The organism is Glutamicibacter sp. JL.03c, assembly GCF_025854375.1.
GTDB lineage: Bacteria > Actinomycetota > Actinomycetes > Actinomycetales > Micrococcaceae > Glutamicibacter.
The window spans coordinates 2136779-2161012 of record NZ_CP107575.1 but is presented as its reverse complement, the minus strand read 5'-3'; the positions used below and the strand labels follow the sequence as shown (position 1 = coordinate 2161012).

21 protein-coding genes are annotated in these 24234 nt (G+C 58.1%); 17 read left to right on the top strand and 4 right to left on the bottom strand.

Going from position 1 to position 24234, the window contains the following annotated elements; all coding sequences use genetic code 11:
* Positions 1 to 52 precede the first annotated feature (52 nt).
* The 13 genes from murG (at position 53) to nrdR (ending at position 14832) form a co-directional block, all read left to right on the top strand.
* On the top strand, positions 53 to 1174 hold the full coding sequence (gene murG, locus OF385_RS09960) for an undecaprenyldiphospho-muramoylpentapeptide beta-N-acetylglucosaminyltransferase (RefSeq protein ID WP_264275245.1): 1122 nt from the start codon (positions 53 to 55) through the stop codon (positions 1172 to 1174).
* Between the two features lie 4 nt (positions 1175 to 1178).
* Positions 1179 to 2576, top strand: coding sequence for a UDP-N-acetylmuramate--L-alanine ligase (murC, locus tag OF385_RS09955; RefSeq protein WP_264275244.1), 1398 nt, complete (start codon positions 1179 to 1181; stop codon positions 2574 to 2576).
* A 61-nt stretch (positions 2577 to 2637) separates the two neighbouring features.
* Positions 2638 to 3372, top strand: coding sequence for a cell division protein FtsQ/DivIB (locus OF385_RS09950; protein WP_264275243.1), 735 nt, complete (start codon positions 2638 to 2640; stop codon positions 3370 to 3372).
* Positions 3373 to 3591: 219 nt separating this feature from the next.
* Positions 3592 to 4788 (top strand): cell division protein FtsZ, encoded by a 1197-nt coding sequence (gene ftsZ, locus OF385_RS09945; RefSeq protein ID WP_264275242.1) that lies wholly within the window; start codon positions 3592 to 3594, stop codon positions 4786 to 4788.
* 21 nt (positions 4789 to 4809) lie between these two features.
* The gene (locus OF385_RS09940; RefSeq protein WP_319019076.1) at positions 4810 to 5532 is read left to right on the top strand and encodes a polyphenol oxidase family protein; all 723 of its coding nucleotides are present in this window, start codon (positions 4810 to 4812) and stop codon (positions 5530 to 5532) included.
* A 125-nt stretch (positions 5533 to 5657) separates the two neighbouring features.
* Complete coding sequence (locus tag OF385_RS09935; protein WP_264275240.1) at positions 5658 to 6209, top strand: cell division protein SepF; 552 nt, start codon at positions 5658 to 5660, stop codon at positions 6207 to 6209.
* A 23-nt stretch (positions 6210 to 6232) separates the two neighbouring features.
* Complete coding sequence (locus OF385_RS09930) at positions 6233 to 6529, top strand: YggT family protein (RefSeq protein WP_264275239.1); 297 nt, start codon at positions 6233 to 6235, stop codon at positions 6527 to 6529.
* Between the two features lie 229 nt (positions 6530 to 6758).
* Positions 6759 to 7514: a DivIVA domain-containing protein gene (locus OF385_RS09925; RefSeq protein ID WP_264275238.1), complete on the top strand. Its 756-nt coding sequence runs from the start codon at positions 6759 to 6761 to the stop codon at positions 7512 to 7514.
* Between the two features lie 190 nt (positions 7515 to 7704).
* Entirely contained in the window at positions 7705 to 8193 is a 489-nt protein-coding gene (gene lspA, locus OF385_RS09920) for a signal peptidase II (protein WP_264275237.1), read from the top strand.
* A complete protein-coding gene (locus OF385_RS09915) occupies positions 8190 to 9134 on the top strand; it encodes an RluA family pseudouridine synthase (RefSeq protein ID WP_264275236.1) in 945 nt (314 codons plus the stop codon). The genes lspA and OF385_RS09915 overlap by 4 nt, the downstream gene beginning before the upstream one ends.
* Positions 9135 to 9285: 151 nt before the next feature.
* Positions 9286 to 12795: a DNA polymerase III subunit alpha gene (gene dnaE, locus OF385_RS09910; RefSeq protein ID WP_264277895.1), complete on the top strand. Its 3510-nt coding sequence runs from the start codon at positions 9286 to 9288 to the stop codon at positions 12793 to 12795.
* A gap of 111 nt (positions 12796 to 12906) precedes the next feature.
* Complete coding sequence (hisD, locus tag OF385_RS09905; RefSeq protein WP_264275235.1) at positions 12907 to 14256, top strand: histidinol dehydrogenase; 1350 nt, start codon at positions 12907 to 12909, stop codon at positions 14254 to 14256.
* A gap of 87 nt (positions 14257 to 14343) precedes the next feature.
* Entirely contained in the window at positions 14344 to 14832 is a 489-nt protein-coding gene (gene nrdR / locus OF385_RS09900) for a transcriptional regulator NrdR (protein ID WP_022876542.1), read from the top strand.
* Between the two features lie 80 nt (positions 14833 to 14912).
* Here nrdR and map read toward each other — a convergent pair whose 3' ends face one another.
* Positions 14913 to 15788: a type I methionyl aminopeptidase gene (map, locus tag OF385_RS09895; RefSeq protein ID WP_264275234.1), complete on the bottom strand. Its 876-nt coding sequence runs from the start codon at positions 15786 to 15788 to the stop codon at positions 14913 to 14915.
* Positions 15789 to 15921: 133 nt separating this feature from the next.
* Here map and OF385_RS09890 point away from each other — a divergent pair, with 133 nt between their 5' ends.
* On the top strand, positions 15922 to 16116 hold the full coding sequence (locus OF385_RS09890; protein ID WP_264275233.1) for an SPOR domain-containing protein: 195 nt from the start codon (positions 15922 to 15924) through the stop codon (positions 16114 to 16116).
* Between the two features lie 100 nt (positions 16117 to 16216).
* On the opposite strand, the gene panB is transcribed toward OF385_RS09890, so the two are convergent.
* Complete coding sequence (gene panB, locus OF385_RS09885) at positions 16217 to 17053, bottom strand: 3-methyl-2-oxobutanoate hydroxymethyltransferase (protein WP_264275232.1); 837 nt, start codon at positions 17051 to 17053, stop codon at positions 16217 to 16219.
* A gap of 135 nt (positions 17054 to 17188) precedes the next feature.
* Between panB and glnA (OF385_RS09880) the strand changes: the two genes are divergently transcribed.
* The 3 genes from glnA (OF385_RS09880) to OF385_RS09870 are packed head-to-tail and all read left to right on the top strand — an operon-like array spanning position 17189 to position 22107.
* Entirely contained in the window at positions 17189 to 18529 is a 1341-nt protein-coding gene (gene glnA, locus OF385_RS09880; protein ID WP_264275231.1) for a type I glutamate--ammonia ligase, read from the top strand.
* Between the two features lie 53 nt (positions 18530 to 18582).
* On the top strand, positions 18583 to 21609 hold the full coding sequence (locus OF385_RS09875; protein ID WP_264275230.1) for a bifunctional [glutamine synthetase] adenylyltransferase/[glutamine synthetase]-adenylyl-L-tyrosine phosphorylase: 3027 nt from the start codon (positions 18583 to 18585) through the stop codon (positions 21607 to 21609).
* A 6-nt stretch (positions 21610 to 21615) separates the two neighbouring features.
* Positions 21616 to 22107 carry a DUF1990 family protein gene (locus tag OF385_RS09870; protein ID WP_264275229.1) on the top strand — a complete coding sequence of 164 codons (492 nt, stop codon included), beginning with the start codon at positions 21616 to 21618 and terminating at the stop codon, positions 22105 to 22107.
* 37 nt (positions 22108 to 22144) lie between these two features.
* Here OF385_RS09870 and OF385_RS09865 read toward each other — a convergent pair whose 3' ends face one another.
* Both OF385_RS09865 and glnA (OF385_RS09860) read right to left on the bottom strand, forming a co-directional pair.
* Complete coding sequence (locus OF385_RS09865) at positions 22145 to 22516, bottom strand: hypothetical protein (RefSeq protein WP_264275228.1); 372 nt, start codon at positions 22514 to 22516, stop codon at positions 22145 to 22147.
* Positions 22517 to 22608: 92 nt separating this feature from the next.
* Positions 22609 to 24033 (bottom strand): type I glutamate--ammonia ligase, encoded by a 1425-nt coding sequence (gene glnA / locus OF385_RS09860; protein ID WP_022876534.1) that lies wholly within the window; start codon positions 24031 to 24033, stop codon positions 22609 to 22611.
* Positions 24034 to 24234 lie beyond the last annotated feature (201 nt).

The following is a 24234-nucleotide window of genomic DNA, read 5'->3' as shown; positions in this document are numbered from 1 at the left end:
ACGACGTGGGGCACTGATCCCGCAGGAACGGGACGAAGGAGCAGTAGAACAGATGACTGAAGCAATGCGACTAGTTGTGGCCGGCGGCGGAACTGCCGGTCATATCTCGCCCATGCTGGCAATTGCTGACGCCGTCAAAGAAGAGCAAGCCGATGCGCAGATCACCGCGCTTGGTTCCCCCGGTGGCCTGGAGACCAAATTGGTACCGGAAGCAGGGTACCGATTAGAACTGATTCCCAAGGCACCCATGCCACGCAGCTTGAACCTCGATCTGCTGAAGTTCCCATTCCGCTTCATGACTGCGCTGAACCAGGCCAAGCGCGTTCTGAAACAGACCGGTGCCGAGGCAGTGCTGGGTGTCGGCGGGTACGTCTGCACGCCGGCCTATTTGGCTGCCAAGCAACTGAAACTTCCGATCTTCGTCCACGAAGCCAACTCGGTGGCCGGCATGGCCAATAAGCTGGGGGCAAAGTCTGCGGCATTCGTCGGAACGACTTTTGCCAACACCGGATTGCCCGGCGAGGTGCAGGTGGGCATGCCCATGCGTGCAAATGTGGCGCAGATGAACCGCATGGAGCTTCGTGATGAAGCGCGCGAGTACTTCGGTGTCAGCGGCGGCAAGCCAGTGCTTTTGGTGACTGGAGGATCCTCCGGCGCGCAGAGCATCAATACCGCGATTTCCGAGTCCTTGGCGGAACTGCACGCTGCAGGCGTTCATACGGTGCATATCACCGGCCGCGGCAAACAGATCCTGGATGCCGAAGGCCAACTGCTTGCCCACGAGGGGTATACCCAGGTCGAGTACGTGGACCGCATGGACTATGCCTACGCGGTCGCTGATTTAATGGTGTGCCGTTCCGGTGCCGGAACAGTGTGTGAGCTGGCCGTCGCTGGAACCGCCGCTGTATTGGTTCCGCTGCCAATCGGCAATGGCGAGCAGAAGCTCAACGCCCGCGACCTGGTAGGAGCCGGGGGTGCCTTGCTGGTCTCCGATGATGAATTCACGAAGTCGTACATCACTGAAAATGTCATTAAATTGCTGGAAGATCAGCATAAACTTGAACAGATGTCTCAGGCAGCTGCCTCTTTAGGACAGCGCGACGCTGCACAACTCATGGCGCGTCGAATTATTGAAGAAGTTTCAACCCGCCGTGGTGCGGGTCAGGAAGGCTAGAACAATGGCATTGCGCGCCAAGGAACTGCAAGCTGAACTCGGCAAAGTGCACCTCATGGGAGTTGGCGGTGTCGGCGTTTCAGCAGTAGCTCGCTTGTTGCTGGACTACGGTCTGGATGTCTCAGGAACCGATGCCAAGGACCTGCCAGTGCTCGAAGGGTTGCGCAAAGGCGGCGCACGCATCGAGATCGGCTACGGCGCGGCCAACCTGGGCGACGCGGAAACCGTGGTGATCTCCTCGATCATCAAGCCCGGCAACCCGGAGTATGACGAAGCGGTTCGCCGCGGACTGAAAATCCTGCATCGCTCCGAAGGCCTCGAAGCAACCATGCGCGGCCACGAGAAGATCGTGACCATCGCCGGCACCCACGGCAAGACCACCACCACGTCGCTGACCGCTCACATGCTCAAGGCAGTTGGCGCACGCCCCAGCTTCGCAGTGGGCGCAAATATCCCGAGCTTGGGCACCAATGCCGAGCTGGGCGCAGGTGGATACTTCGTGGCAGAGGCCGACGAGTCGGATGCCTCATTCCTGAACTACCGTCCTGATGTGATCATCGTGACCAACGTGGAAGCCGACCATCTCGATCACTACGGCACCGAGGAAGCGGTGCACCAGGCCTTCGTGGATTTTGCGCGTCTGCTTCCAGAAGACGGCCTGCTCATCTGCTGCGCCGATGATCCCGGAGCCAACGAGCTTGCCAGAAAGATGCGCCACGAACGCAGCGATCTTCGAGTCCAGACCTACGGCTTCAGCGACCACGCCGATCGCAGGCTTTCGCAAGCCCAGGCCACCGAGGACGGACGGTTCTCCGCGCTTGTCGAGTGGGGCAGCGGCCAGAGCTACACCCTGGACCTGGCTGTTCCCGGCCAGCACAACCTTCTCAACGCGACGGCGGCGCTGTCGGTGGGCATCGATGCTGGGCTGGACGTCGACGAAGCTCTCATGGCACTGGCAAGCTTCTCGGGTGCCGCACGCCGCTTCGAGTTCAAAGGCAATGTGGGGGATGTGCGGGTCTACGACGACTACGCCCACCATCCAACCGAAGTCCTTGCCGCGCTTTCTGCCGGTCGCACTGTAGCCGGGGAGGGACACCTCCATGTGGTGTTCCAGCCCCACCTGTTCAGCCGCACCAAGGAGTTCTACCGCGAATTCGCCAAGGCCCTGTCCTTGGCCGATTCGGTAGCTGTCCTGGAAATCTATCCTGCGCGCGAAGAACCGATTGAAGGGATCACCAGCGAATTGATTGCATCCCGCGTTGAGGTCCCCTCACATGTGTTGAGCCCGGCAGCTGCCGTGGCTCACGTTGTTGAACAGGCTGAACCGGGAGACGTGGTCATGACCATCGGCGCCGGGGATGTCACCGCGCTGGGTCCGCGGATCGTGGCGTCGCTGCGCTAGCCTCAACTCGAAATTGTCGTAGACCACTGACGTTGGTCGTATCAACCAAACAAGGTGTTCCATGGATGAAGAAGCAAAAGTCGTCGAACTTCCAGAAAGTCCAGAGAAGAAGCGACGCAAGCTCCTGATCATTATTGCCGCCTGCATCGTGGTGTTGAGCCTCGTTGCGGTGTTGATTCTGAGTTTTTCTCCCGTGCTTGCGGCGAAGAAAATCGAGGTCACCGGAACCAAATTGGTCAATGCTGGCAAATTGACGGCGTCTTTGGAACCGCTCAAGGGAACGCCGTTGCCGCGGATCTCCGAATCAAAGGTGCAAGAACTGCTGGGAAACCAGCCGGCCATTGACCAAGTGGTCGTCAAGGCTCAAATGCCCGACACCCTCGTGGTGGAAGTGATTGAGGCTGTCCCCGTCGCTATTCTGGTTGACGGCGAAAAGGAATACCTCGTATCCGATATCGGCAAGAAGCTGCGCACCTTGGGCAAGAACGACAAGACGAAGTTGCCGAAGATCAAAGCCAGCGATGAGACCAAAGACCCTGAGAAGTTCAAGTTGCTCACCGGTATCTTGAGCACAGTCGATGCTTCGGTACTCAAAGAGGTTTCTACGGCCTCACTGTCCAAGGCAGGCTTCGCCGAGCTGCTGTTGCCTAAGAAGCGGACCCTGATTTGGGGCGATGCTTCGCAGGCGGCGCTGAAAAACGAGGTCGCAAAAATCTTTGTCAAGGAATTGAACAAAGAGAATGCGTCGAAGACCACCATCGACGTGACCAACCCAGAGAATCCAGTGGTTTATTAAGTCGCGTTCCTCTGGGCGCGGGAAGACCAATAAGCCAAGAAATTCTGGAAAGATAGTTTTGAACAAGCGACACGCCTAGGCGGTCGTTGCACAAAGACCACACGACTCATAGCGTTTCTAATAACGACAGCTTGACAGAACCCAAACCTTAAGGCTAAAGATGAAGGTTTTGAGCTGGGGTCGTGACATATGTAGCACATCTAACAAGGGAAGCGGGACGTGGCAGCTCCACAGAATTACCTCGCGGTCATTAAAGTCGTCGGAATCGGCGGTGGCGGTGTAAACGCAGTCAATCGAATGATCGAAGTCGGTCTCAAGGGCGTTGAATTCATCGCCATTAACACCGATGCCCAGGCTCTGCTTATGAGTGATGCCGACGTCAAACTGGACGTGGGACGCGAACTTACTCGTGGCCTCGGCGCCGGCGCCAACCCAGATGTGGGACGCCAGGCAGCAGAAGATCATGTCGAAGAAATCGAAGACGTCTTGCGCGGCGCCGATATGGTCTTCGTGACCGCAGGCGAAGGCGGTGGCACCGGTACCGGTGGCGCGCCTGTCGTGGCACGTATCGCCCGTTCGCTGGGCGCGCTGACCATCGGTGTCGTAACCCGTCCATTCACCTTCGAGGGCCGTCGCCGCGCGAACTCCGCCGAGTCAGGCATCGAAGCCCTGCGCGACGAAGTCGACACCTTGATCGTGATTCCTAACGATCGACTGCTCTCGATCTCGGATCGCAACGTCTCGGTGCTGGACGCATTCCGCCAGGCCGACCAGGTCCTGCTTTCCGGTGTCCAGGGCATTACTGACCTGATCACCACCTCCGGTCTGATCAACTTGGACTTCGCCGACGTCAAATCCGTCATGCAGGGTGCAGGTTCTGCACTTATGGGCATCGGTTCGGCACGAGGCGAAGACCGTGCAGTCAAAGCTGCCGAGTTGGCCATCGCCTCGCCGCTACTGGAAGCCTCCATTGATGGCGCGCATGGCGTGTTGCTCTCCATCCAGGGTGGCTCCGACCTTGGCCTGTTCGAGATCAACGAAGCTGCACGACTGGTGCAGGAAGTTGCTCACCCAGAAGCCAACATCATCTTCGGTGCTGTAATCGACGATGCACTGGGCGACGAAGCACGCGTTACCGTGATCGCGGCCGGCTTCGATGAACCGGATGTTACCAGCAAGCCAATGGTCCCAGCCGCAGCAAAGCCAGCTGTATCTTCGCGTACTGTTGAGCCGGTACCTGCCGCCGTGCCAGAGGCGCAGTCGCAGCCAGCTCCGGAGGCCGCAAAGCCAGCACCAGTAGCTGAAGAAAAGCCTGCCGCTGAAAACAAGGGCTCGTTCCAGGATCTTCCAGACGTTGTCGACTCGGAACTCAACGGTTCCAACGACGACTTGGATGTTCCTGACTTCCTGAAGTAAATAACAGCGAGAAGCTGAGCAGTGCTACATTTCACGTCGGACCTTGATCCGAGTATTCGACTGGCGTTCACTTCACAGGAGGAGGGAAACCTCGCCCTGCATGTGAATGATGATCCTCACCACGTGGCGGAGAATCGAAGCCGGCTGGAAGACTCGATCGGGGTCCGACGTTTCTCGCTTAATTTCATGAACCAGGTTCACTCGTCCGACGTTTTCACCGTCCGGCCAGTAGTGCGCAATTCATGGTTTGAGCCACAAGCGCCTACCTGCGACGGTCTCGTTGATCCGTCAGGGACGCAAGCGCTAGCGGTTATGGTCGCCGATTGCCTTCCGGTCCTTTTCGTTGGGCGTGATCATGCAGCACGGCGAACAGTCACTGCGGCCACCCATGCTGGTCGCCGTGGACTAATGGATGGAATTCTTACCCGCACCGTCGAGGAACTGCGTGCATTGGGTGCCCAGGACATCGAGGCTGTTATCGGGCCATCGATTTGCGGTGCTTGCTATGAAGTCTCTGCCGAAATGGCCGCAGAATCCGAGCATACTAGGCCCGGTATTCGGTCCGAGACACGATGGGGCACCACTGGACTGAACCTGCCTGCCTCCGCCGAGAAGGAGCTGGCTGGACTCGCCGTGGCCGTTCGGCAAAGCGGTGTATGCACTTTGGAAGACGAAAATTACTATTCTTATCGCCGTTCCAGTGATGCCGGCCGGCTGGCCGGCCTGATCTGGTCCGACGCCTAGGCGTGCGCGACACACCGCGCAAAATAGAACGAATGAACGTTATCTGCCGAAATTTGTACGGTAGCGTCGAAGTAGCGGAAGCATGCACTGGGGTTGCATGCAAGGGATGAACAAGGAGAAACATCGTGGCTGACGGACTGCGTAAAGCAATGGTATATCTCGGCTTGGCGGACGCCGTCGAGCAAGAAGAAACCCAAGCAGCACAAGCCGAGCCAAGGAGCCAGGTGCGTGTCGTCGATGATGCTGCTCCCCAGCGCCCTGCTGAAGCCCCACGCCCGCAGGCTGTCGCACGGCCGGCTGCACCGCAATCACAAGCTAGAGAACCAGAGACGGAATACCGTGCTCCGGTCACCCCAATCAAGCGTGCCCCTTCAGTACGGGATGAGGATTCCGAATTGCGTCAGATTACAACCGTTCACCCGCGTTCCTACAACGATGCCAAGATCATCGGTGAGAACTTTCGTGACGGAATCCCAGTGATTATGAATGTCACTGATATGGGAGAGACCGATGCCAAGCGCCTCGTAGATTTCTCCGCCGGGCTGGTTTTCGCCCTGCACGGCTCGATTGAACGAGTCACCAACAAGGTCTTCCTGCTTTCTCCAGCGACCGTTGAGGTCCTCGGTGAAGACCGCAAGCAGTCTGAAGCCCAGGCTACTTTCTTCAACCAGAGCTAAGACACCAGGAGCATAAGCGCAAAATGGTGTTCGGGATCATCTATCTCGCGTTAGCAATCCTGCAAATTCTGCTGTTGATGCGAATTGTGCTGGATATTACTGAAAGCTTTGCTCGCCACTGGCGTCCCAAAGGCATCGCACTGATCGCTGCAACAGCGGTCGTGTCGATAACAGATCCTCCTTTGCGTTGGTTGCGTAGGCGGATCAAACCCCTAGATCTCGGCGGAATCCGCCTTGACCTGTCGTTTCTGCTGCTCTTTGTCGTTGTAATGCTTGTCAAAGCAGTGGTAAGTAGTCTAGGCAGTTCTACAGGGATCTGATTAGGAGATTTTCGTCTAGAACGGGGATTGTTCTAACAGTTCAAACCCTGTAGATTCAAAGAATATGAGACACGGGCGTAAGCTCGATTTCGTATTTAGTGTCCAAATCGTTATATCCTTTAGGAAATGGTGCTCCGACTTCACCGGTCGCGACACTGACAACAACGGTAAGTGTTTCGCAAGGCATGACATGGTCGTGCGGAAATGATCCCAGTATTGAGGTGACCCAATGGCTTTGACGCCAGAAGACGTAGTCAATAAGCGGTTTCAGCCGACCAAGTTCCGTGAAGGCTACGACCAAGACGAGGTAGATGACTTCCTCGACGAGATCGTGGTGGAGCTGCGTCGCCTGACCGGTGAGAACGAGGCTCTTCGTAGTCGACTTGCCGAACTTGGTGAGGATGCCGGTTCGGTATCGAAGGAGCAGGCAGTACCTGCACCTGTTTCGGCTGCTCCAGCTGCAAAGCCAGCTGAGGAGAAGAAGGCCGAGGCTAAGCCAGCCGAGCCAACCAAGGCTGCAACTCCAGCTCCAAAGCCAGCCGAGGAGAAAAAGGCCGAAGCAAAGCCAGCTGCTACCGAGAAGCCTGCAGCAGCTCCTGCTGCCGCCGCTGCTCCAGCAGCCCAGGCTGCACCAGCCGCTCCTGCTGCAGCGCCACGTACCGAATCCGCAGAGTCCGCAGCCAACGTGCTGTCGATGGCTCAGCGTTTGCACGACGAGTACGTTGCCGCCGGTGTCGAGCAGCGCGACAAGATCATCTCGGAAGCAAAGACCGAGGCGAACTCGCTGGTTACCTCAGCTGAAGAAAAGAGCCGCAAGACCTTGTCGGCACTTGAGCAGCAGAAGTCTGTACTTGAGCGCAAGCTTGAGCAGCTACGTGGATTCGAGCGCGATTACCGTGCTCGCCTGAAGACCTACATTGAAGGCCAGCTGCGCGACCTCGAGTCCCAAGGCTCGATCGACGCAGACGCAAGCAAGTCGAACTAATCGCTGACAGGTAATAACCTGATCTGGCTTTCTAGTAAGATCAACGGTGGTGCACGGATTTTTTCCGCGCACCACCGTTGACGTTTAAGAGGAACTAATAGGTATCACTGTGGACGCAGTTCAAACTGGGGGTAAGTCCCCATCGCCGAAAAAATTTCTGGGCATCGGCCTGGTTATTGCACTGATCGCTTTGGTCATCGACCAGATCGTGAAGATTTTGGTGGAACGGAACATGCGACTTGGACAGTCGGTTGAAGTCATCCCCGGGATCTTCAACATCCATTACATCCTGAATCCCGGAGCGGCATTCTCGATCGGTGAAGACTTCACTATCATCTTCGCGCTCCTTCAGGCTGCAGTGGCCGTATTCGTGATTTACCTCTTGGCTCGCAAAGTATTGGTGCGCAGCTGGGCGATTGCGCTTGGCTGCCTGCTCGGCGGGGTACTTGGAAATCTCGGCGACCGGATCTTCCGCGAACCGGCTTTCGGATTCGGGCATGTCGTGGACATGTTTTCGGTTACGCACTTTGCGATCTTCAATGTCGCCGATTCATTTATTGTTTGCTCGATGATCGCCGTGGCCTACATGTTGATTCGAGGACGCAATCTCGACGGCACGATTGGCGACGCTCCTGCAAAGAAAAACGCGGGCGAGGACGAAACGGAATCCAAGAAGTGATTTCCGGCGAAACCGCTATCCACGAATTCGTCGTTGAACCTGCCGATGCTGGCTCTCGACTCGATGCCTATCTTGCGCGGAATCTGGACATCCCCAGAACTCTGGCCTCAAGCCTGTGCAAGGAATCGCACGTTCAAGTCAATGAGCGAACCATCGCAAAATCCTTGAAGCTCAAAGCTGGCGATCGCCTGCATGTCACGATTCCGCCACAACGGGACCCATTAGAAATTAAGGTTGAGAAAGTGGAAGAGCTGAAGATCATCGCCGACGACGATGACTACGTGGTCATCGACAAACCGGTTGGCGTCGCCGCTCACCCGTCTCCCGGATGGGTCGGTCCGACTGTCGTCGGCGCCCTGATGGCTGAAGGATATAACATCTCCACCTCTGGCGCCGCCGAACGCCAAGGCATTGTCCACCGCCTGGACGTGGGCACCAGCGGTCTCATGGTCGTTGCGAAAACCGAGCGGGCCTACACCGCATTGAAGTGGGCCTTCAAGGAACGCACACCCAAGAAGATCTATCACGCTGTCGTCCAGGGATTGCCTGATCCATTGGAAGGGACGATTGACGCTCCCATCGGACGTCACCCGGGGCATGACTGGAAATTCGCAGTTCTCGAAGGCGGACGCCAATCGGTGACACACTACAAGGTGATCGAGGCCTTTGGCCGGGCGTCATTGGTCGAGGTGCACCTTGAGACTGGCCGAACCCATCAGATTCGTGTTCATTTCTCGGCCTTCGGGCATCCTTGCGCTGGAGACCAGACCTACGGCGCGGATCCGAAACTCGGAGCGGCCCTCGGGCTGACCCGCCAGTGGCTTCATGCCAAAAAGCTGGGCTTCAGCCATCCGGTCTCCGGGCAATGGGTGGAATATGAAAGTGATTACCCGGCAGACCTGGAAGGTGCCGTCGAGCTCCTGCGCCACGGCGACTACTAGGGCGCAGTGTGCCGGGGAGCGGGCTGTCGGAATAACCACATCCCACGCCCCGCCAAGGGTGAACTCAACCAGGCTTGCGAATCGTTAGACTGGTTGGGTGAGTGCTACACGCGACGGATTCGTTCATCTTCATACCCACACCGAATATTCCATGCTGGACGGTGCTGCGCGCCTCGGTGAGCTATTTGCCGAGGCCAATCGCCAGGGCATGGAGGCCTTGGCGATCACCGACCACGGTTATCTTTTCGGCGCCTTCGACTTCTGGCGGCAGGCAACCGGTGCTGGGGTGAAACCCATCATCGGCGTCGAAGCCTATGTCACACCAGGCACAGCCCGCGATGACAAGACCCGTGTGAAGTGGCGAACCGACGAATCGCAGAAGGGCGACGACGTCTCCGGCGGTGGCCTCTACAACCACATGACGCTGCTGTCCTACAACAACGTGGGCATGAACAACTTATTCAAGGGTTCATCGCGCGCTTCGCTGGACTCTGTGTTCGGCAAGTACCCCCGCTGGGATCGCGAGCTGCTCAACGAGCATCATGAAGGCATTATCGCTACGACTGGTTGCCCATCCGGCGAAGTGCAGACCAAGCTGCGACTGGGACAATACGACGCGGCCAAGGCAGCCGCCGCTGAACTCCAGGATCTGTTCGGCAAGGAAAACTACTTCTGCGAGATCATGGATCACGGCCTGGAGATCGAACGGCGGATCACCAAGGACCTGCTCCGGCTCGCCAAGGAACTGAACATTCCTCTGGTCGCCACCAACGACCTCCACTACACCCACGAAGCCGATGCGAAGGCGCACGAGGCTTTGCTGGCGATCAACTCGGGTTCCACTCTCGATGAACCGACCTATGATCAGGGCGGCAGCCGTTTCGCTTTCTCCGGTACCGGGTACTACCTCAAGAGCGCCCGCGAAATGCGCGAACTGTTCAAGGAATTCCCTGAAGCCTGCGATAACACCTTGGCCATCGCTGACCGTGTCGAGGTCTCCTTCGACACCAACGCCAACTACATGCCGAAATTCCCCTGCCCGCCAGGGGAAGACGAAACCAGCTGGCTAATCAAGGAAGTCGACAAGGGGCTTCACTATCGGTACCCCGACGGCATTCCGGAGGAATCGCGCAAGCAGGCAGACTACGAGCTCGACGTCATCATCAAGATGGGCTTCCCCGGCTACTTCCTCGTGGTGGCCGACTTCATCAACTGGTCCAAGGACCACGGGATCCGTGTAGGCCCTGGCCGTGGCTCCGGTGCAGGTTCCATGGTCGCCTACGCGATGCGCATCACCGACTTGGATCCGCTCAGGCACGGCCTGATCTTCGAGCGCTTCTTGAACCCGGAACGCGTTTCCATGCCCGACTTCGATGTCGACTTCGATGATCGCCGCCGTTCCGAGGTCATCAAGTACGTGACTGAAAAGTACGGCGATGAGCGCGTGTCCATGATCGTGACTTACGGTTCGATCAAGACCAAGCAGGCGCTGAAGGACTCGTCGCGTGTGCTCGGGTACCCCTTCAGCATGGGTGAAACGCTGACCAAGGCACTGCCGCCAGCGGTGATGGCCAAGGACATCCCGCTCAATGACATCGATAACCCTGACTCCAAGCGATACTCAGAAGCCGGGGATTTCCGCAACCTGGTCGCCAATGACCCGGAAGCAGCCCGCGTATTCGAAACCGCCAAGGGCCTGGAAGGCCTGAAGCGCCAGTGGGGCGTGCACGCTGCGGGCGTCATCATGAGTTCGGACCCGATTATCGATGTCGTGCCGATTATGCGCCGCATCCAGGACGGCCAGGTCATTACCCAGTTCGATTACCCGACCTGCGAAGGCTTGGGGTTGATCAAGATGGACTTCTTGGGGCTCCGAAACCTCACCATCATCTCCGATGCTTTGGAGAATATCCGGTACAACACCGGTGATGAGATCGATCTCGAAACCCTGACCATCGAGGACCCGGAAGCCTATAACCTGCTGGCTCGCGGCGATACGCTCGGCGTGTTCCAGCTCGATGGGGGTCCGATGCGCTCATTGCTGAAAATGATGCGCCCGGATAACTTCGAAGACATCTCCGCAGTGATCGCGCTGTACCGTCCAGGTCCAATGGGCGCGAACTCGCACACCAACTACGCGTTGCGCAAAACTGGGCTGCAGGAAGTAACCCCGATCCACCCTGAGCTCGAGGAGCCGCTGGCTGAAATCCTCGGAGGTACGTATGGCTTGATCGTGTACCAAGAGCAGGTCATGGCAATCGCCCAGAAGCTTGCTGGCTACTCGCTGGGCCAAGCGGATATCTTGCGCCGAGCCATGGGCAAGAAGAAGAAAGCCGAGCTGGATAAGCAGTTCGCTGGCTTCAAACAGGGCATGAACGACAACGGATACTCCGACGCTGCAGTGCAGACGTTGTGGGATATCCTGCTGCCGTTCTCCGACTACGCGTTCAACAAAGCCCACTCGGCAGCATATGGCGTCGTCTCCTACTGGACCGCCTATTTGAAGGCCCACTACCCGGCAGAATATATGGCAGCGCTGTTGACCTCTGTGGGCGACGACAAGGACAAGCTGGCTCTCTACCTCAATGAGTGCCGCCATATCGGCATCACCGTGCTTCCGCCGGATGTGAATGAATCCGCCCTGAACTTCACTCCCGTGGGCAAGGACATCCGCTTTGGCATGGGCGCGATTCGCAACGTCGGTACCAACGCGGTGGCGGGCATCGTCGAAGCCCGTCAGGAAAAGGGCCACTACAATGACTTCAGCGACTTCCTGGGCAAGGTCCCTGCCGTGGTTTGCAACAAGCGAACCATTGAATCACTGATCAAAGCCGGCGCCTTCGACTCCTTGAAGCACCCGCGCCGCGCGCTGGTGGCGATCCACGAAGAAGCAGTTGACTCGGTCATCCAGGTCAAGCGCAACGAGGCGGCCAACCAGTTCGATCTCTTCAGCGCGCTCGGCTCCGAGCAAGCCTCGGAATCCATGAATATCGCGATTCCCGACTTGCCTGACTGGGATAAGAAGGAAAAGCTCGCTTACGAACGCGACATGCTGGGTTTGTATGTTTCCGATCACCCGTTGCAGGGCCTGGGCTCCGCCCTGGATCAGTATGCTGACATGCCCGTGACGCATGTGCTCTCCGATGATGGCCCTCAGGATGGGCACATCATTTCAATCGCCGGCATGATTTCGGGTCTGCAGCGTCGTATCGCCAAGAAGAGCGGCAATCCGTATGCGCGGTGTGAAATCGAGGATCTTTCCGGTTCCATGGAAGTCATGTTCTTTGGCCAGGCGTATCAGCCAATTGCTGAAATCCTGGCTGACGACCTCATTGTGGTGATCAAGGGACGCGTCCAGCGACGCGACGACGGTTCAATTACCTTGAACGCCCAGGAAATGATGATCCCGGAAATTTCAGAGGACGCCAACGGTGGGCCTGTCGTGATTGGCATCCCGACGCACAAGGCTACGGAAACGCTTGTCCAGCAACTCGGCGACGTCTTGCGGACCCACCGCGGAAATACCGAAGTGCGCGTCAAGCTCACGGGCAGCCGGGGGACATCGTTGATGCGCTTGGGAATGAACTTCCGGGTGAATCCGAACCCGGCGCTCTTTGGCGACCTTAAAGTCCTGCTCGGTCCACATTGCTTGGACGTGTAGTAACCGAAATTATCTGGCGGGACGGGTGCTTTCCACCCATCAAAGCGGCTTGAATGACCGGGTGAGGTAATCAATAAAACCCCACCCGGTTTTCGGCGTTAAACTAGGTGGGTGAGCACTATTCCAGATATCGAATTTTCAGACCTCGCGACCATCGATTGGCGCAATGAATCCCTGAGCTACGCACAGCTCAAGGCCCATCTGCCTCGCCCTGAGATGAATACGCAGACCGCGACGGAGACCGTGCAAGCGATCATCGACGAGGTCCGCGCGCGCGGCATGCAGACCCTCACGGATCTTGCCAAGCGATTCGATCATGTTGATCTGGACCACACACGGGTGCCACAGCATGAGCTGGACCGGGCCTTGGAGGAACTGGATCCCCAGGTTCGCCTCGCGCTCGAAGAATCCATCGACCGCGCCAGGGTCTTCGCTGCAGCCCAGCGCCCGCAAGACACCCATGTGAACTACGCTAATGGCGCTACCGTCACGCAGCGTTGGGTAGCCGTGCGCCGTGTCGGGCTGTACGTGCCAGGCGGTCTTGCCGTCTACCCATCGTCGGTCATCATGAATACCGTTCCGGCGCAGGCCGCAGGCGTCACCTCGCTCGCGTTGGCAAGCCCGCCGCAAAAGGAATTCGGCGGATTGCCGCACCCAACCATCTTGGCTGCAGCCAAGCTGCTGGGCATCGATGAAGTCCACGCCATGGGCGGGGCCCAGGCCGTGGCCGCCTTCGCCTACGGCGTTGAGGTTGAAAATGACCAGCGCGGCGGGATTGATCCGGTCGACGTGATTTCCGGACCGGGCAATGTGTTCGTCGCTACCGCCAAACGCCTGGTCAAGGGCGTTGTCGGTATCGACGCTGAAGCCGGCCCCACCGAAATCGCGATCCTGGCTGATGATAACGCCGATCCAAGCTTTGTCGCCGCGGACATGATCTCCCAGGCCGAGCACGACGCTAACGCTGCTGCCGTGCTCATCACCGATTCAGCGCAGCTGGCACGCTCGGTGCGTGGAGAACTCGTGAAGCAGGTCGCGGCTACGAAGCACTCCGATCGCGTTCTCCAGGCCCTCTCCGGTACGCAGTCCGCCATCATCTTGGTCAAGGACCTGGATCAGGGGATCGAGGTGTGCAACGCCTATGCGGCGGAGCACCTCGAAATCATGGTCGCGGATCCCGAAGCCACCTCGACGCGAATCACTGCAGCCGGGGCCATCTTCGTGGGGCCCTATGCTCCGGTATCGCTGGGGGACTACTGCGCTGGGTCGAACCACGTGCTTCCCACCAACGGCACCGCTTTGCACGCTTCGGGCTTGAACGTGAATACCTTCCTCAAGGCGATCCAGGTCATCAACTACAACAAGGCTGCGCTGGGCGATGTGGCAGGGCACGTGATTAATCTGGCCAACGCCGAGGACCTGCCAGCGCATGGCGACGCTGTAGCCGTGCGAAATGCGTAATAGGCGCTAAACTGGTAGGTGACATGAGTGGATTCTCGTCTACGGTGAAAAATCGAGAATGCTTCGCAGGCTACAGATGGAGGTGCCGTGAATTGCCCGTATTGCCGTAATGCTGATTCCCGCGTGGTCGACAGCCGAGTCGCTGACGACGGCGTGTCCATCCGCAGGCGTCGCCAGTGCACTGCCTGTTCTCGACGCTTCACGACGACCGAAACTGCCAGCCTCAGCGTTCTCAAGCAGTCAGGGGCGGTAGAGCCGTTTTCCCGGAACAAGGTTATCAACGGCGTGCGGAAGGCCTGCCAGGGCCGCCCCGTCACCGACCACGACCTTGCTATTCTTGCGCAGGAGGTGGAAGAAGCCGTTCGCACCTCCGGCGCGGCCGAAATCCCGGCACACCAGGTCGGTCTGGCCATTCTGGAGCCGTTGTCAAGGCTGGACGAGGTCGCTTACCTGCGGTTCGCCAGCGTGTATCACAATTTCCAGTCCCTGACTGATTTTGAGAGCGCCATTGGGCGGCTGCGCGAGCGCCGCAACACCGCGCCGCAGGGCAACCAGCGGCCCTTGACCGCGGACTAGGTTTCAAGCGCAAGACGAAATAGGCCGGCAGCCGATCCAGTTGGAGGGATTGGCTGCCGGCCTATCGTTTGCTATCCGGATCATGGAAGCGTAAGAATCTCCGCGCCGTCATCGGTGACCAGCAAGGTGTGCTCGAACTGCGCTGTGCGCTTCTTGTCCTTGGTCGTGACCGTCCAATCGTCGGCCCACATGTCCCATTCAATGGTCCCCAGGGTGAGCATGGGTTCGATTGTGAAGACCATTCCCGGTTCGATGAGCGTGTTGTAGGCAGGTGCCGCATCGTAATGCGGGATGATCAAGCCCGAATGGAAGGATTCGCCCACGCCGTGGCCGGTGAAGTCCTTGACCACGCCGTAGCCGAAACGCTTTGCGTAGGTTTCGATGCTTCGACCGATCACGTTGATTTCGCGGCCAGGCATGACGGCCTTGATGGCGCGCTTCAATGAATTCTCGGTTCTCTCCACCAGCAGGCGTGATTCCTCGTCGACATCGCCGACCAGGAACGTTGCGTTGTTATCGCCATGGACGCCGCCGATGAAGGCGGTGATATCAATGTTGATGATGTCGCCATCCTGCAGCACCGTGCTGTCCGGGATGCCATGGCAGATGACTTCATTCAGTGATGAACACAGGGATTTAGGGAAGCCACGATAGCCGAGCGTGGATGGGTAGGCATTGTGGTCCATGAGGAATTCATGGCCAAGCCGATCTAGCTCATCGGTGGTGATACCTGGCTGGCAGGCCTTGCCGACTTCCTGCAACGCCTGTGCGGCGATCCGGGAAGCCACTCGAATGCGCTCGATGACTTCAGCGCTTTTGACTTCGGACGCCGAACTTTCAGCTGGTTCTTTCTTGCCGACGTACTCAGGACGTTCGATATGTTTTGGGACCAGTAGTTCGGGAGAAACGATGCCTGCGGTGAGGTTGCCGATGGGTGCGGTTGAAGCTGTAGCCATAGAACCCATTCTAGCTTCCCACGGGTTTCGGCAGACTCGGCTTTGAGCGTGAAGTAGGGTGGTGTTCCACCTATTTTTCTCGCGGTGGGTTAACGTGTAGAGGGAAGTACAACCACGAATTGAGGAGTTTCCCATGAGCTCAGCTGGCACCCCAGGCGAAGGCCAGTACTGGTACAACGTTTCCACCAAAAGCGTGGAAAAGGGACCCCAGTCCGATTGGTCGCAGTTGTTAGGCCCCTATGAGACGGCGGCTGAAGCTGAAACAGCCATGAGCAAAGTCCAGGCTCGCAATGAAGCGTGGGACGAAGCCGAGGAGAACGAAAAGTAATTCTCGAAAGATCATTCTCGCATCGTGGCGACAAGGGCGGAGCACGAACCAATTTCAAAATTGGTCCGCGCTCCGTCCTTGATTTGTTATGCCACCGGGCTCATTCCTTGAATTCGTATTCTTCGGAAGGGAAGGAACCGGAGAGCACGTCCTGATGGTATTCACTAACGGCTTGCCCAATGACGCTGCGCAGATCAGCGTACTTCTTCACGAAGCGTGGGGTACGGCGCTCGCCTAGCCCCAGCATGTCTTGCCAGACCAATACCTGACCAGTAGTGGAGGACCCTGCGCCGATGCCGATGGTCGGAACGCGCAAGACTGAGTCGATTTCGGCGGCAGCGGGGCTAGGAACCATCTCCATCAGGATGCAAAAAGCCCCCGCATCCTGCAAGGCCAGCGCATCGGCTTTCATCTGATCCAATGCATCGCCGCGGCCCTGCACCCGGAAGCCACCGAGGGCATGCTCGGACTGCGGCGTGAACCCGACGTGGCCGATGACAGGAACGCCTGCCAGAACCATGGCGCGAACATGCTCAGCGTATTGGGCGCTGCCTTCCATCTTTACCGCTTGGGCGCGGCCTTCCTTCATGAGGCGTACGGCTGTCTCCACGGCTTGAGCCGCAGACTGCTCGTAGCTTCCGAAGGGCAAATCAGCTACCACCATGGCCCGCTTGGCTCCATTGGCCACGGCCTTGGTGAAGACGATCATTTCCTCCAGCGTGATCGGCAAAGTCGAGTCATAACCGATCACCGTGTTGGCCGCGGAATCGCCGACCAGCAGGATCTCTATGCCCGCTGAATCGAAAAGTTCGGCCATCATTACGTCATAGGCAGTTAACATCGCGAATTTTTCGCCATTGTCTTTTGCCTGCTGAAGATGATGAATTCGGATGCGGGACGGGCCTTTATCAGGATTCCCTAGGTAAGGTTGAGGCATAAAATGACTTTATCGCACTTGAACTGGGCGATGCTTACTGGATGCCCCGGCAGGAACCGATATAGTGTTGCCACAGGTCAATTTTCTTACCGGCCGTGATCAGCGCCGGTATTAGAAATTCAAAGGTGGTGGAAAATGGATCGTCAGCAGGAATTTGTGCTGCGCACCATTGAAGAACGTGACGTTCGGTTTGTGCGAATGTGGTTTACCGACGTCGTTGGTTCGCTGAAATCCGTGGCGTTGGCTCCTGCTGAAGTTGAAGATGCCTTTGAAGAGGGTCTGGGCTTCGATGGTTCGTCCATTGACGGACTCTCCCGGATTTCCGAGTCTGACATGTTGCTTCAGCCAGATCCATCCACTTTCCAGATTTTGCCATGGCGAGGTGAGGTTGAACCGACCTCGCGCATGTTCTGCGACATCCTGACCCCGGAAGGGCAGCCATCCAATGCTGACCCTCGTCAAGTACTCAAGCGCCAGCTTGGCGAAGCCTCCGATATGGGCTTTACCTGCTACACCCATCCAGAAATCGAGTTCTACCTCCTGGAATCGGCTGAGCTTGACGCCAACGGTCGACCACGCCCGATCGACACCGGTGGATACTTCGACCATGTGCCCGACGGCGTAGGGCAGGACTTCCGTCGCGCTTCCGTGACGACCTTGGAAGCACTGGGCATCTCGGTGGAGTTCTCCCACCACGAAACCGGCCCAGGCCAGAACGAGATCGACCTGCGCTACGCGGATGCCTTGCAGACCGCCGATAACATCATGACCTTCCGCACTGTCATCAAGGAAATGGCAATGCAGAAGGGAATCCATGCCACCTTCATGCCGAAGCCTTTCTCGGAGCATCCAGGCAGTGGCATGCATACACACTTCTCGCTTTTCGAAGGCGACAGCAATGCCTTCTTCGAGGCCGGCCGCGAATACCAGCTCTCCGACGTTGCCCGCTCATTCATTGCCGGCATCTTGCACCACGCGCCGGAGATGACAGCAGTCACCAACCAGTACGTGAACTCATACAAGCGTTTGTGGGGCGGGGGAGAAGCGCCAAGCCACCGTTCATGGGGCCACAACAACCGCTCTGCCTTGCTGCGTGTTCCGCTGTACAAGCCGGGCAAGGGCCAAAGCGCTCGCGTCGAGTACCGCGGTATCGACTCCGCGGCCAACCCGTACTTGGCCTACGCCTGCCTTCTGGGCGCCGGTCTCAAGGGCATCCGTGAAGGCTACGAGCTCGAAGATCCAACCGAGGACGATGTATGGAACCTCTCCACCGCTGAGCGCCGGGCATCGGGCCATGTGCCGCTGCCTGGCAGCCTGCACGACGCGCTGCGCGTGATGGAAGAGTCTGAATTCATGGCCGAGGTCCTCGGCGAGCAGGTCTTCAATTCTTTCATCTCGAACAAGAAGGCCGAATGGGAAGAATACCGCCAGGTGGTTACTCCCTACGAACTGAATAAGAATCTAAGTATCCTCTAGAAATGTCGCCGTGTGCTTGCACGCGGCGACTCGTGGGAGAGATAAGAAACACCATGCCGGACGTATCCTCACGATCACTGATCAACGCTGGTTTCAGCGACATAGAACGGGCCAAGAAATTCCTTCAAGCCAAGGAACTTGCCCCAATTGATCCGAAATTGATCGTGAGCAAGATGGCTCATGCCCCCGACCCGGACCAGGCCCTGCTGCTGGCCCTGCGCCTGGTGGACCGGCACCCTGAGGCTATCGACATTTTCACGGATCCGGAGAGCTGCCAAGGCCTGGTTCGTCTGCTGGGAAGCTCTTCGGCCCTAGGTGAGTTCCTCATTCGCTGCCCGATGGCCCTGGAGACGGTGCGCTCAGCACCGCCCACCGAATTTGTTCAGGCCACCAGCGAACACCTGGTGGCCAGCATGCTGGAATCCATTGATGCCGAGCGCACCGACGGCGGACACTGGGTTTCATCGGTCACCGGGGCTGAGGCACGGCAACGGCTGCGCACAAGCTACCGAATGGCCTTGCTGTCTCTGGCCCACCGCGATCTGGGCTCTGGCAATCCCCAGCGGATCTTGCCAAATGTGGCCGCTGAGCTGGCTGATATGGCAGGCGCGGCCCTGGAAGGCGCACTAGCTATTGCGCGTGCCGAAGCCGCTGAACAATACAATGCCCAAGACGTAGACTGCGTAAAGATCGCGATTATCGGCATGGGCAAATGCGGTGCCCGAGAACTGAACTACATCTCCGACGTGGACGTTATCTACGTTCATGGCTCCGCTCCGGGCATCGAAGAGGACCTTGCGGCGGCTATTGCAACCGTGATCTGCGGCAACACCGCCCGCGCCCTGATGGTCCCGGGTCCCGAACCCATGCTGTGGGAAGTCGATGCGAACCTGCGTCCCGAAGGCAAGGATGGGGCCCTGACTCGAACGCTGTCCTCCCACGAAGCCTATTATCGGCGCTGGGCCCACTCGTGGGAGTTCCAGGCGTTGCTCAAAGCGCGATGCATCGCGGGGGACACCGATCTGGGGCGTTCCTATGAACGCATGGTCTCGCCCATGGTCTGGTCAAGCTCCGAGCGCGACGGTTTTGTTGAATCCGTACAGGCGATGCGACGACGGGTCAGTGACAACATCGACAAGGACGATGTCGCATGGCAGATCAAGCTCGGTCCGGGCGGGTTGCGCGATGTCGAATTCACTGTCCAGCTGCTCCAGCTGGTCCACGGGCGGGTAGACCCAGACATCCAGATCCCGACAACCACGCTGGCAATCCAAGCCATGAGCAACATTGGTTATATCGGCCGTGAAGATGCGACGAATTTTGATGATTCCTACCGCTTCCTGCGGCTTCTGGAACATCGAATCCAGCTCAACCAGCTACGCAGAACCCACCTCATGCCACGGGCGGAAAGCGCACAGCGGGTACTTGCGCGATCGATCCGCGGGGCAGGCGACCTGCAGCCCACCAGCCCAGAGAAGCTCATGCGGCGCTGGAATGAGACCAAGCGCATGGTGCGTTCGCTGCACGAACGCATTTTCTACCGTCCGCTGCTAGTGAGCAGCTCCAACCTTTCAGCAGACGACGTCAGGCTCACCGCCGAATCAGCGCAGGCCCGCCTTCGAGCCCTGGGATATTTGGATCCCAAGGCTGCCATGCGCCACATTGAAGCGCTCACCGGGGGAGTCTCGCGCAGGTCATCGTTGCAGCGCCAGCTTCTTCCGGTACTGCTGGACTGGTTCGCCCGCGGCGTTGATCCTGATGCGGGCCTGCTGGGCTTCCGCCGGCTCAGCGAAGCGCTGGGAAAATCCCATTGGTTCCTGGGCATGCTTCGGGATACGAATGCCGCTGCCGAGCGTTTGAGCCATTTGCTCTCCAATACCCGATTCCTGACCGATCTGCTGGCCAATGAGCCAGCTGCCGCCGCGTGGCTGGGCTCGGACTCATCGTTGATGCCGCAGAGCCTTGAAAGCCTGCTGCAGCAAAATTTGTCGATCATCCACCGCACTAAGCAGCCCGAGAGCGCTATCCGGATGATCCGCATGGTGCGTCGCCGCGAATTCCTGCGCGTAGCCTTAGCCGATGGGGCTGGATTGCTCACCGTTGATGAGGTGGGCAAGGCGCTGTCGAATATTGACGGCGCGATGATTGACGGTGTTCTCCAGGTGCTGCTCACAGCAGACCGCCAAAAGCATGGCGAGCACGCTGTCATTTCGGTGATCGCCATGGGGCGCCAGGGCGGCCAGGAAATCGGGTATGGTTCCGATGCCGACGTCTTGTTCATCCAGCGTCCGTTGCCTGGTGCCGACGCCCAGGACGCCCAGGAACAAGCCCTCCGTGTAGTAACTGACCTTGTCTCCTGGACATCGAAGCCGCTCAAGCCGGCGATCCCGGCAGAAGTGAAGCTTAAAGTCGATTCGGATCTTCGCCCGGAAGGCCGCCAAGGCATACTGGTGCGTTCTATCGATGCCTACGCCAGCTACTACGAGCGGTGGGCGGAAGTCTGGGAACGGCAAGCATTGCAGCGTGCTCGTCCTTTCGCCGGCGACGCTTCGCTGGCCGAAGATTTCATCGAGCTGATCAAGCCCGTGCGCTACGGCAAGGGGCTGGATGAGAACGAGATTCGCGATATCCGCAAAATCAAGGCACGCGTGGAATCCGAACGCCTTCCTCGTGGCGCCGACCCGAACCGCCACTTGAAGCTGGGCCGCGGATCACTGTCCGACATCGAATGGCTGGTGCAGTTCTATCAATTGCAATACGCCTGGAAGCACGAATCGCTGCGAACCACATCTACGCTGACGGCACTTGAAGAGCTGGCGAAGCTGGAGTTCATCACGCACGATGACAGCGAGCAGCTCGCCATAGCCTGGCGATTGGCAACACGTATTCGAAGTGCTGAGATCATCACCTCAGGCCGATCCAGTGATGTCCTGCCCAGCTCGTCAAGGGATATGGAGGCGGTAGCCAGATGGTGCGGCTATGAGCCGCGCTATGGTGCCGAGCTTGAAGAGGACTATCTGCGCGCGACGCGGCACGCAAGGAGCATCTTCGAACAACTCTTTTATGGATTCGAAGACTAGCACCCGATGACGCTGACACAGCTGAGGGTGGCACACTGGGCGCCAGAGGCTACCGGGCATCGGATCTGGCAGCGACGACGGCTTCTGGGATCCGGTGATGCCCTGTGGCATGAGGCCACCGAGGCGCTGCTGACCTGGCGGATCAAAACTCGCAGTGGCTTCGTTGTCGAACCTCTCGAACGAGTGCAAATCGGGGACCGACCGCGATTGCAAGCGGTGCTGGGCCCAATTGCGATTGACGAGCCCATTGAAGTTGTGGATACCCTGCAGAGTGCAAATCGTGCGGGATTCGCCTACCGGACCCGTCCTGGCCATCCGGTCAGGGGAGAAGAAGCCTTTATCCTGACCCGTCAGGGCCAGGAGGTCTTCCTGGAAATCCGTTCTTTGACGGCACCCTCGGATCGGGCCTGCTGGCGGGTCGCCTTTCCGCTGTTGCTGGTGGCCCAGGCATTCACCCGCTGGCGCTATGGCAGGGCATTGCTTGCAAACAGGTCGTAAGCAGCTTGTTCCGTTCTTGTTGATGCCGGTGGCTGTTTCAGGTTGGTCGTTCAGCAGGTTTCAGCCGGCCGTCAACATCGGGCCACGGAAGCACGATCGGATCAGTTGGGGCCAAGGCCTTCGCATGCAGGGCATTGCCCAGAACAATTCCCTGAGCAGAGAGCTCGATAATCGATAACTCCTGTGCGCGGCCTGCCGCATGGCCATCAAGAATCCATGGCAACATCAACTCGCCGATTCCCCGATCTTGGATCAGCTCCTCGCCCTCGGAGTAATCGCACGGACCAGATACGGCATGCCCGAGGATGCTGCGCGGCTGGACGATGTCGTAGTCAACGGTGAGCGGTTCCAGGTAGCCGACGGTTTCTCCATCGTCGCGCTGCACGCTGATCCACTGGGAAGTATCCATAGCCGTAGCCTAACAATAAAAAGCTGGGCCTCACCAAAAAAGGTGAGGCCCAGCTTTTGACTATCTAATCCGCGGAAACCGCAGGATCAGAATTAGCAGCCGTAGTACAAGTCGAACTCGTATGGGTTCGGACGCAGGCTCAGTGGCTTGATTTCGTTTTCACGCTTGTACTCGATCCAGGTCTGGACCAAGTCCTCGGTGAAGACGCCGCCTTCGAGCAGGAAGTCGTGGTCGGCTTCCAGAGCCTTCAGGGCCTCTTCCAGGCTCTCAGGAGCACGCTGGATGTCCTTGGCCTCTTCGGCAGGAAGCTCGTAGAGGTCCTTGTCAATTGGCTCTGCTGGCTCGATGCGGTTCTTGATGCCGTCCAGGCCAGCCATCAGCTGAGCTGCGAATGCCAGGTATGGGTTCGAGGAGCCATCTGGTGCGCGGAACTCGATGCGCTTGGCCTTAGGGTTCGAGCCGGTGATTGGGATACGGATACCAGCCGAGCGGTTACCCTGCGAGTAGACCATGTTCACTGGAGCTTCGAAGCCCTTGACCAGTCGACGGTAGGAGTTCACGGTTGGGTTGGTGAACGCCAGAACAGCCGAAGCGTGCTTCAGCAGACCGCCGATGTACCAGCGAGCGGTGTCCGACAGGCCAGCGTAGCCCTTTTCGTCGTAGAACAGTGGCTCGCCACCGTTCCACAGCGACTGGTGCACGTGCATGCCCGAACCGTTGTCGCCGAAGACTGGCTTTGGCATGAAGGTGGCCGACTTGCCCCAAGCGTCTGCCACGTTCTTCACGACGTACTTGAAGAGCATCAGCTCGTCAGCAGCGTGAACCATGGTGTTGAACTTGTAGTTGATTTCAGCCTGGCCAGCAGCACCGACTTCGTGGTGGCTGCGTTCGACCTCAAGGCCAGCCTTGTCCAGCTCGACGCAGATGGCGTCGCGCAGGTCAGCCTGCTTGTCGGTCGGGGCAACTGGGAAGTAGCCGCCCTTGAAAGCGGTCTTGTAACCCTGGTTGCCACCTTCTTCCTTGCGGCCGGTGTTCCAAGGAGCTTCGTCCGAGTCGATCTTGTAGAACGCGCCTTCTGGCTTGGACTCGTAGCGAACGTCCTCGAAGATGAAGAATTCTGCTTCGGGAGCGAAGAATGCGGTGTCTGCGATTCCGGTGGACTCGAGGTAAGCCTCGGCACGCTCTGCAACGCCACGTGGGTCGCGGTGGTAAGGCTCACCGGTACGTGGGTTGATGATCGAGAAGTTGAATGCCAGGGTCTTTTCGATGCGGAAAGGATCGATGAACCCGGTGGTGACATCTGGGATCAACTGCATGTCTGATTCAGAGATGCCAGCGAAGCCGCGAATGGAAGAACCATCAAAGAGCTGGCCGTTCACGAAGAAGTCGGCATCGACAGACTTGGCTGGCACGTTGAAGTGCTGCTGGACGCCTGGAAGGTCGGTGAAACGGATGTCGACGAACTTGATGTCCTCTTCGGCAATATATGCCAAGACTTCTTCTGGACTGGTAAACATGTGCAGGTGACTCCCTGGTGAGGTATGAGAATTGGTAAACAGAACGATCAGAAGGAATGTCCCATCTGGTTCCCTTGCTTACGTATAGAGCTTACCCACTATCCGTTTCTGAATGGTGTCTCTATTGTTTCCAACCTGTTACAGAAGTGATGCTCGGGCATGTCCTATCCCGCTGATCTGCGACGATGCAGTTCGTAACAA

Bases quoted from the DNA above. Each gene is read 5' to 3' on its own strand.
- OF385_RS09875 (WP_264275230.1), top strand. From the start codon at position 18,583: ATGCCGGACGTATCCTCACGATCACTGATCAACGCTGGTTTCAGCGAC.
- glnA (WP_264275231.1), top strand. From the start codon at position 17,189: ATGGATCGTCAGCAGGAATTTGTGCTGCGCACCATTGAAGAACGTGAC.
- OF385_RS09930 (WP_264275239.1), top strand. From the start codon at position 6,233: ATGGTGTTCGGGATCATCTATCTCGCGTTAGCAATCCTGCAAATTCTG.
- OF385_RS09890 (WP_264275233.1), top strand. From the start codon at position 15,922: ATGAGCTCAGCTGGCACCCCAGGCGAAGGCCAGTACTGGTACAACGTT.
- murG (WP_264275245.1), top strand. From the start codon at position 53: ATGACTGAAGCAATGCGACTAGTTGTGGCCGGCGGCGGAACTGCCGGT.
- OF385_RS09925 (WP_264275238.1), top strand. From the start codon at position 6,759: ATGGCTTTGACGCCAGAAGACGTAGTCAATAAGCGGTTTCAGCCGACC.
- murC (WP_264275244.1), top strand. From the start codon at position 1,179: ATGGCATTGCGCGCCAAGGAACTGCAAGCTGAACTCGGCAAAGTGCAC.
- glnA (WP_022876534.1), bottom strand. From the start codon at position 24,033: ATGTTTACCAGTCCAGAAGAAGTCTTGGCATATATTGCCGAAGAGGAC.
- panB (WP_264275232.1), bottom strand. From the start codon at position 17,053: ATGCCTCAACCTTACCTAGGGAATCCTGATAAAGGCCCGTCCCGCATC.
- OF385_RS09950 (WP_264275243.1), top strand. From the start codon at position 2,638: ATGGATGAAGAAGCAAAAGTCGTCGAACTTCCAGAAAGTCCAGAGAAG.
- OF385_RS09870 (WP_264275229.1), top strand. From the start codon at position 21,616: ATGACGCTGACACAGCTGAGGGTGGCACACTGGGCGCCAGAGGCTACC.
- dnaE (WP_264277895.1), top strand. From the start codon at position 9,286: ATGCTGGACGGTGCTGCGCGCCTCGGTGAGCTATTTGCCGAGGCCAAT.
- OF385_RS09865 (WP_264275228.1), bottom strand. From the start codon at position 22,516: ATGGATACTTCCCAGTGGATCAGCGTGCAGCGCGACGATGGAGAAACC.
- map (WP_264275234.1), bottom strand. From the start codon at position 15,788: ATGGCTACAGCTTCAACCGCACCCATCGGCAACCTCACCGCAGGCATC.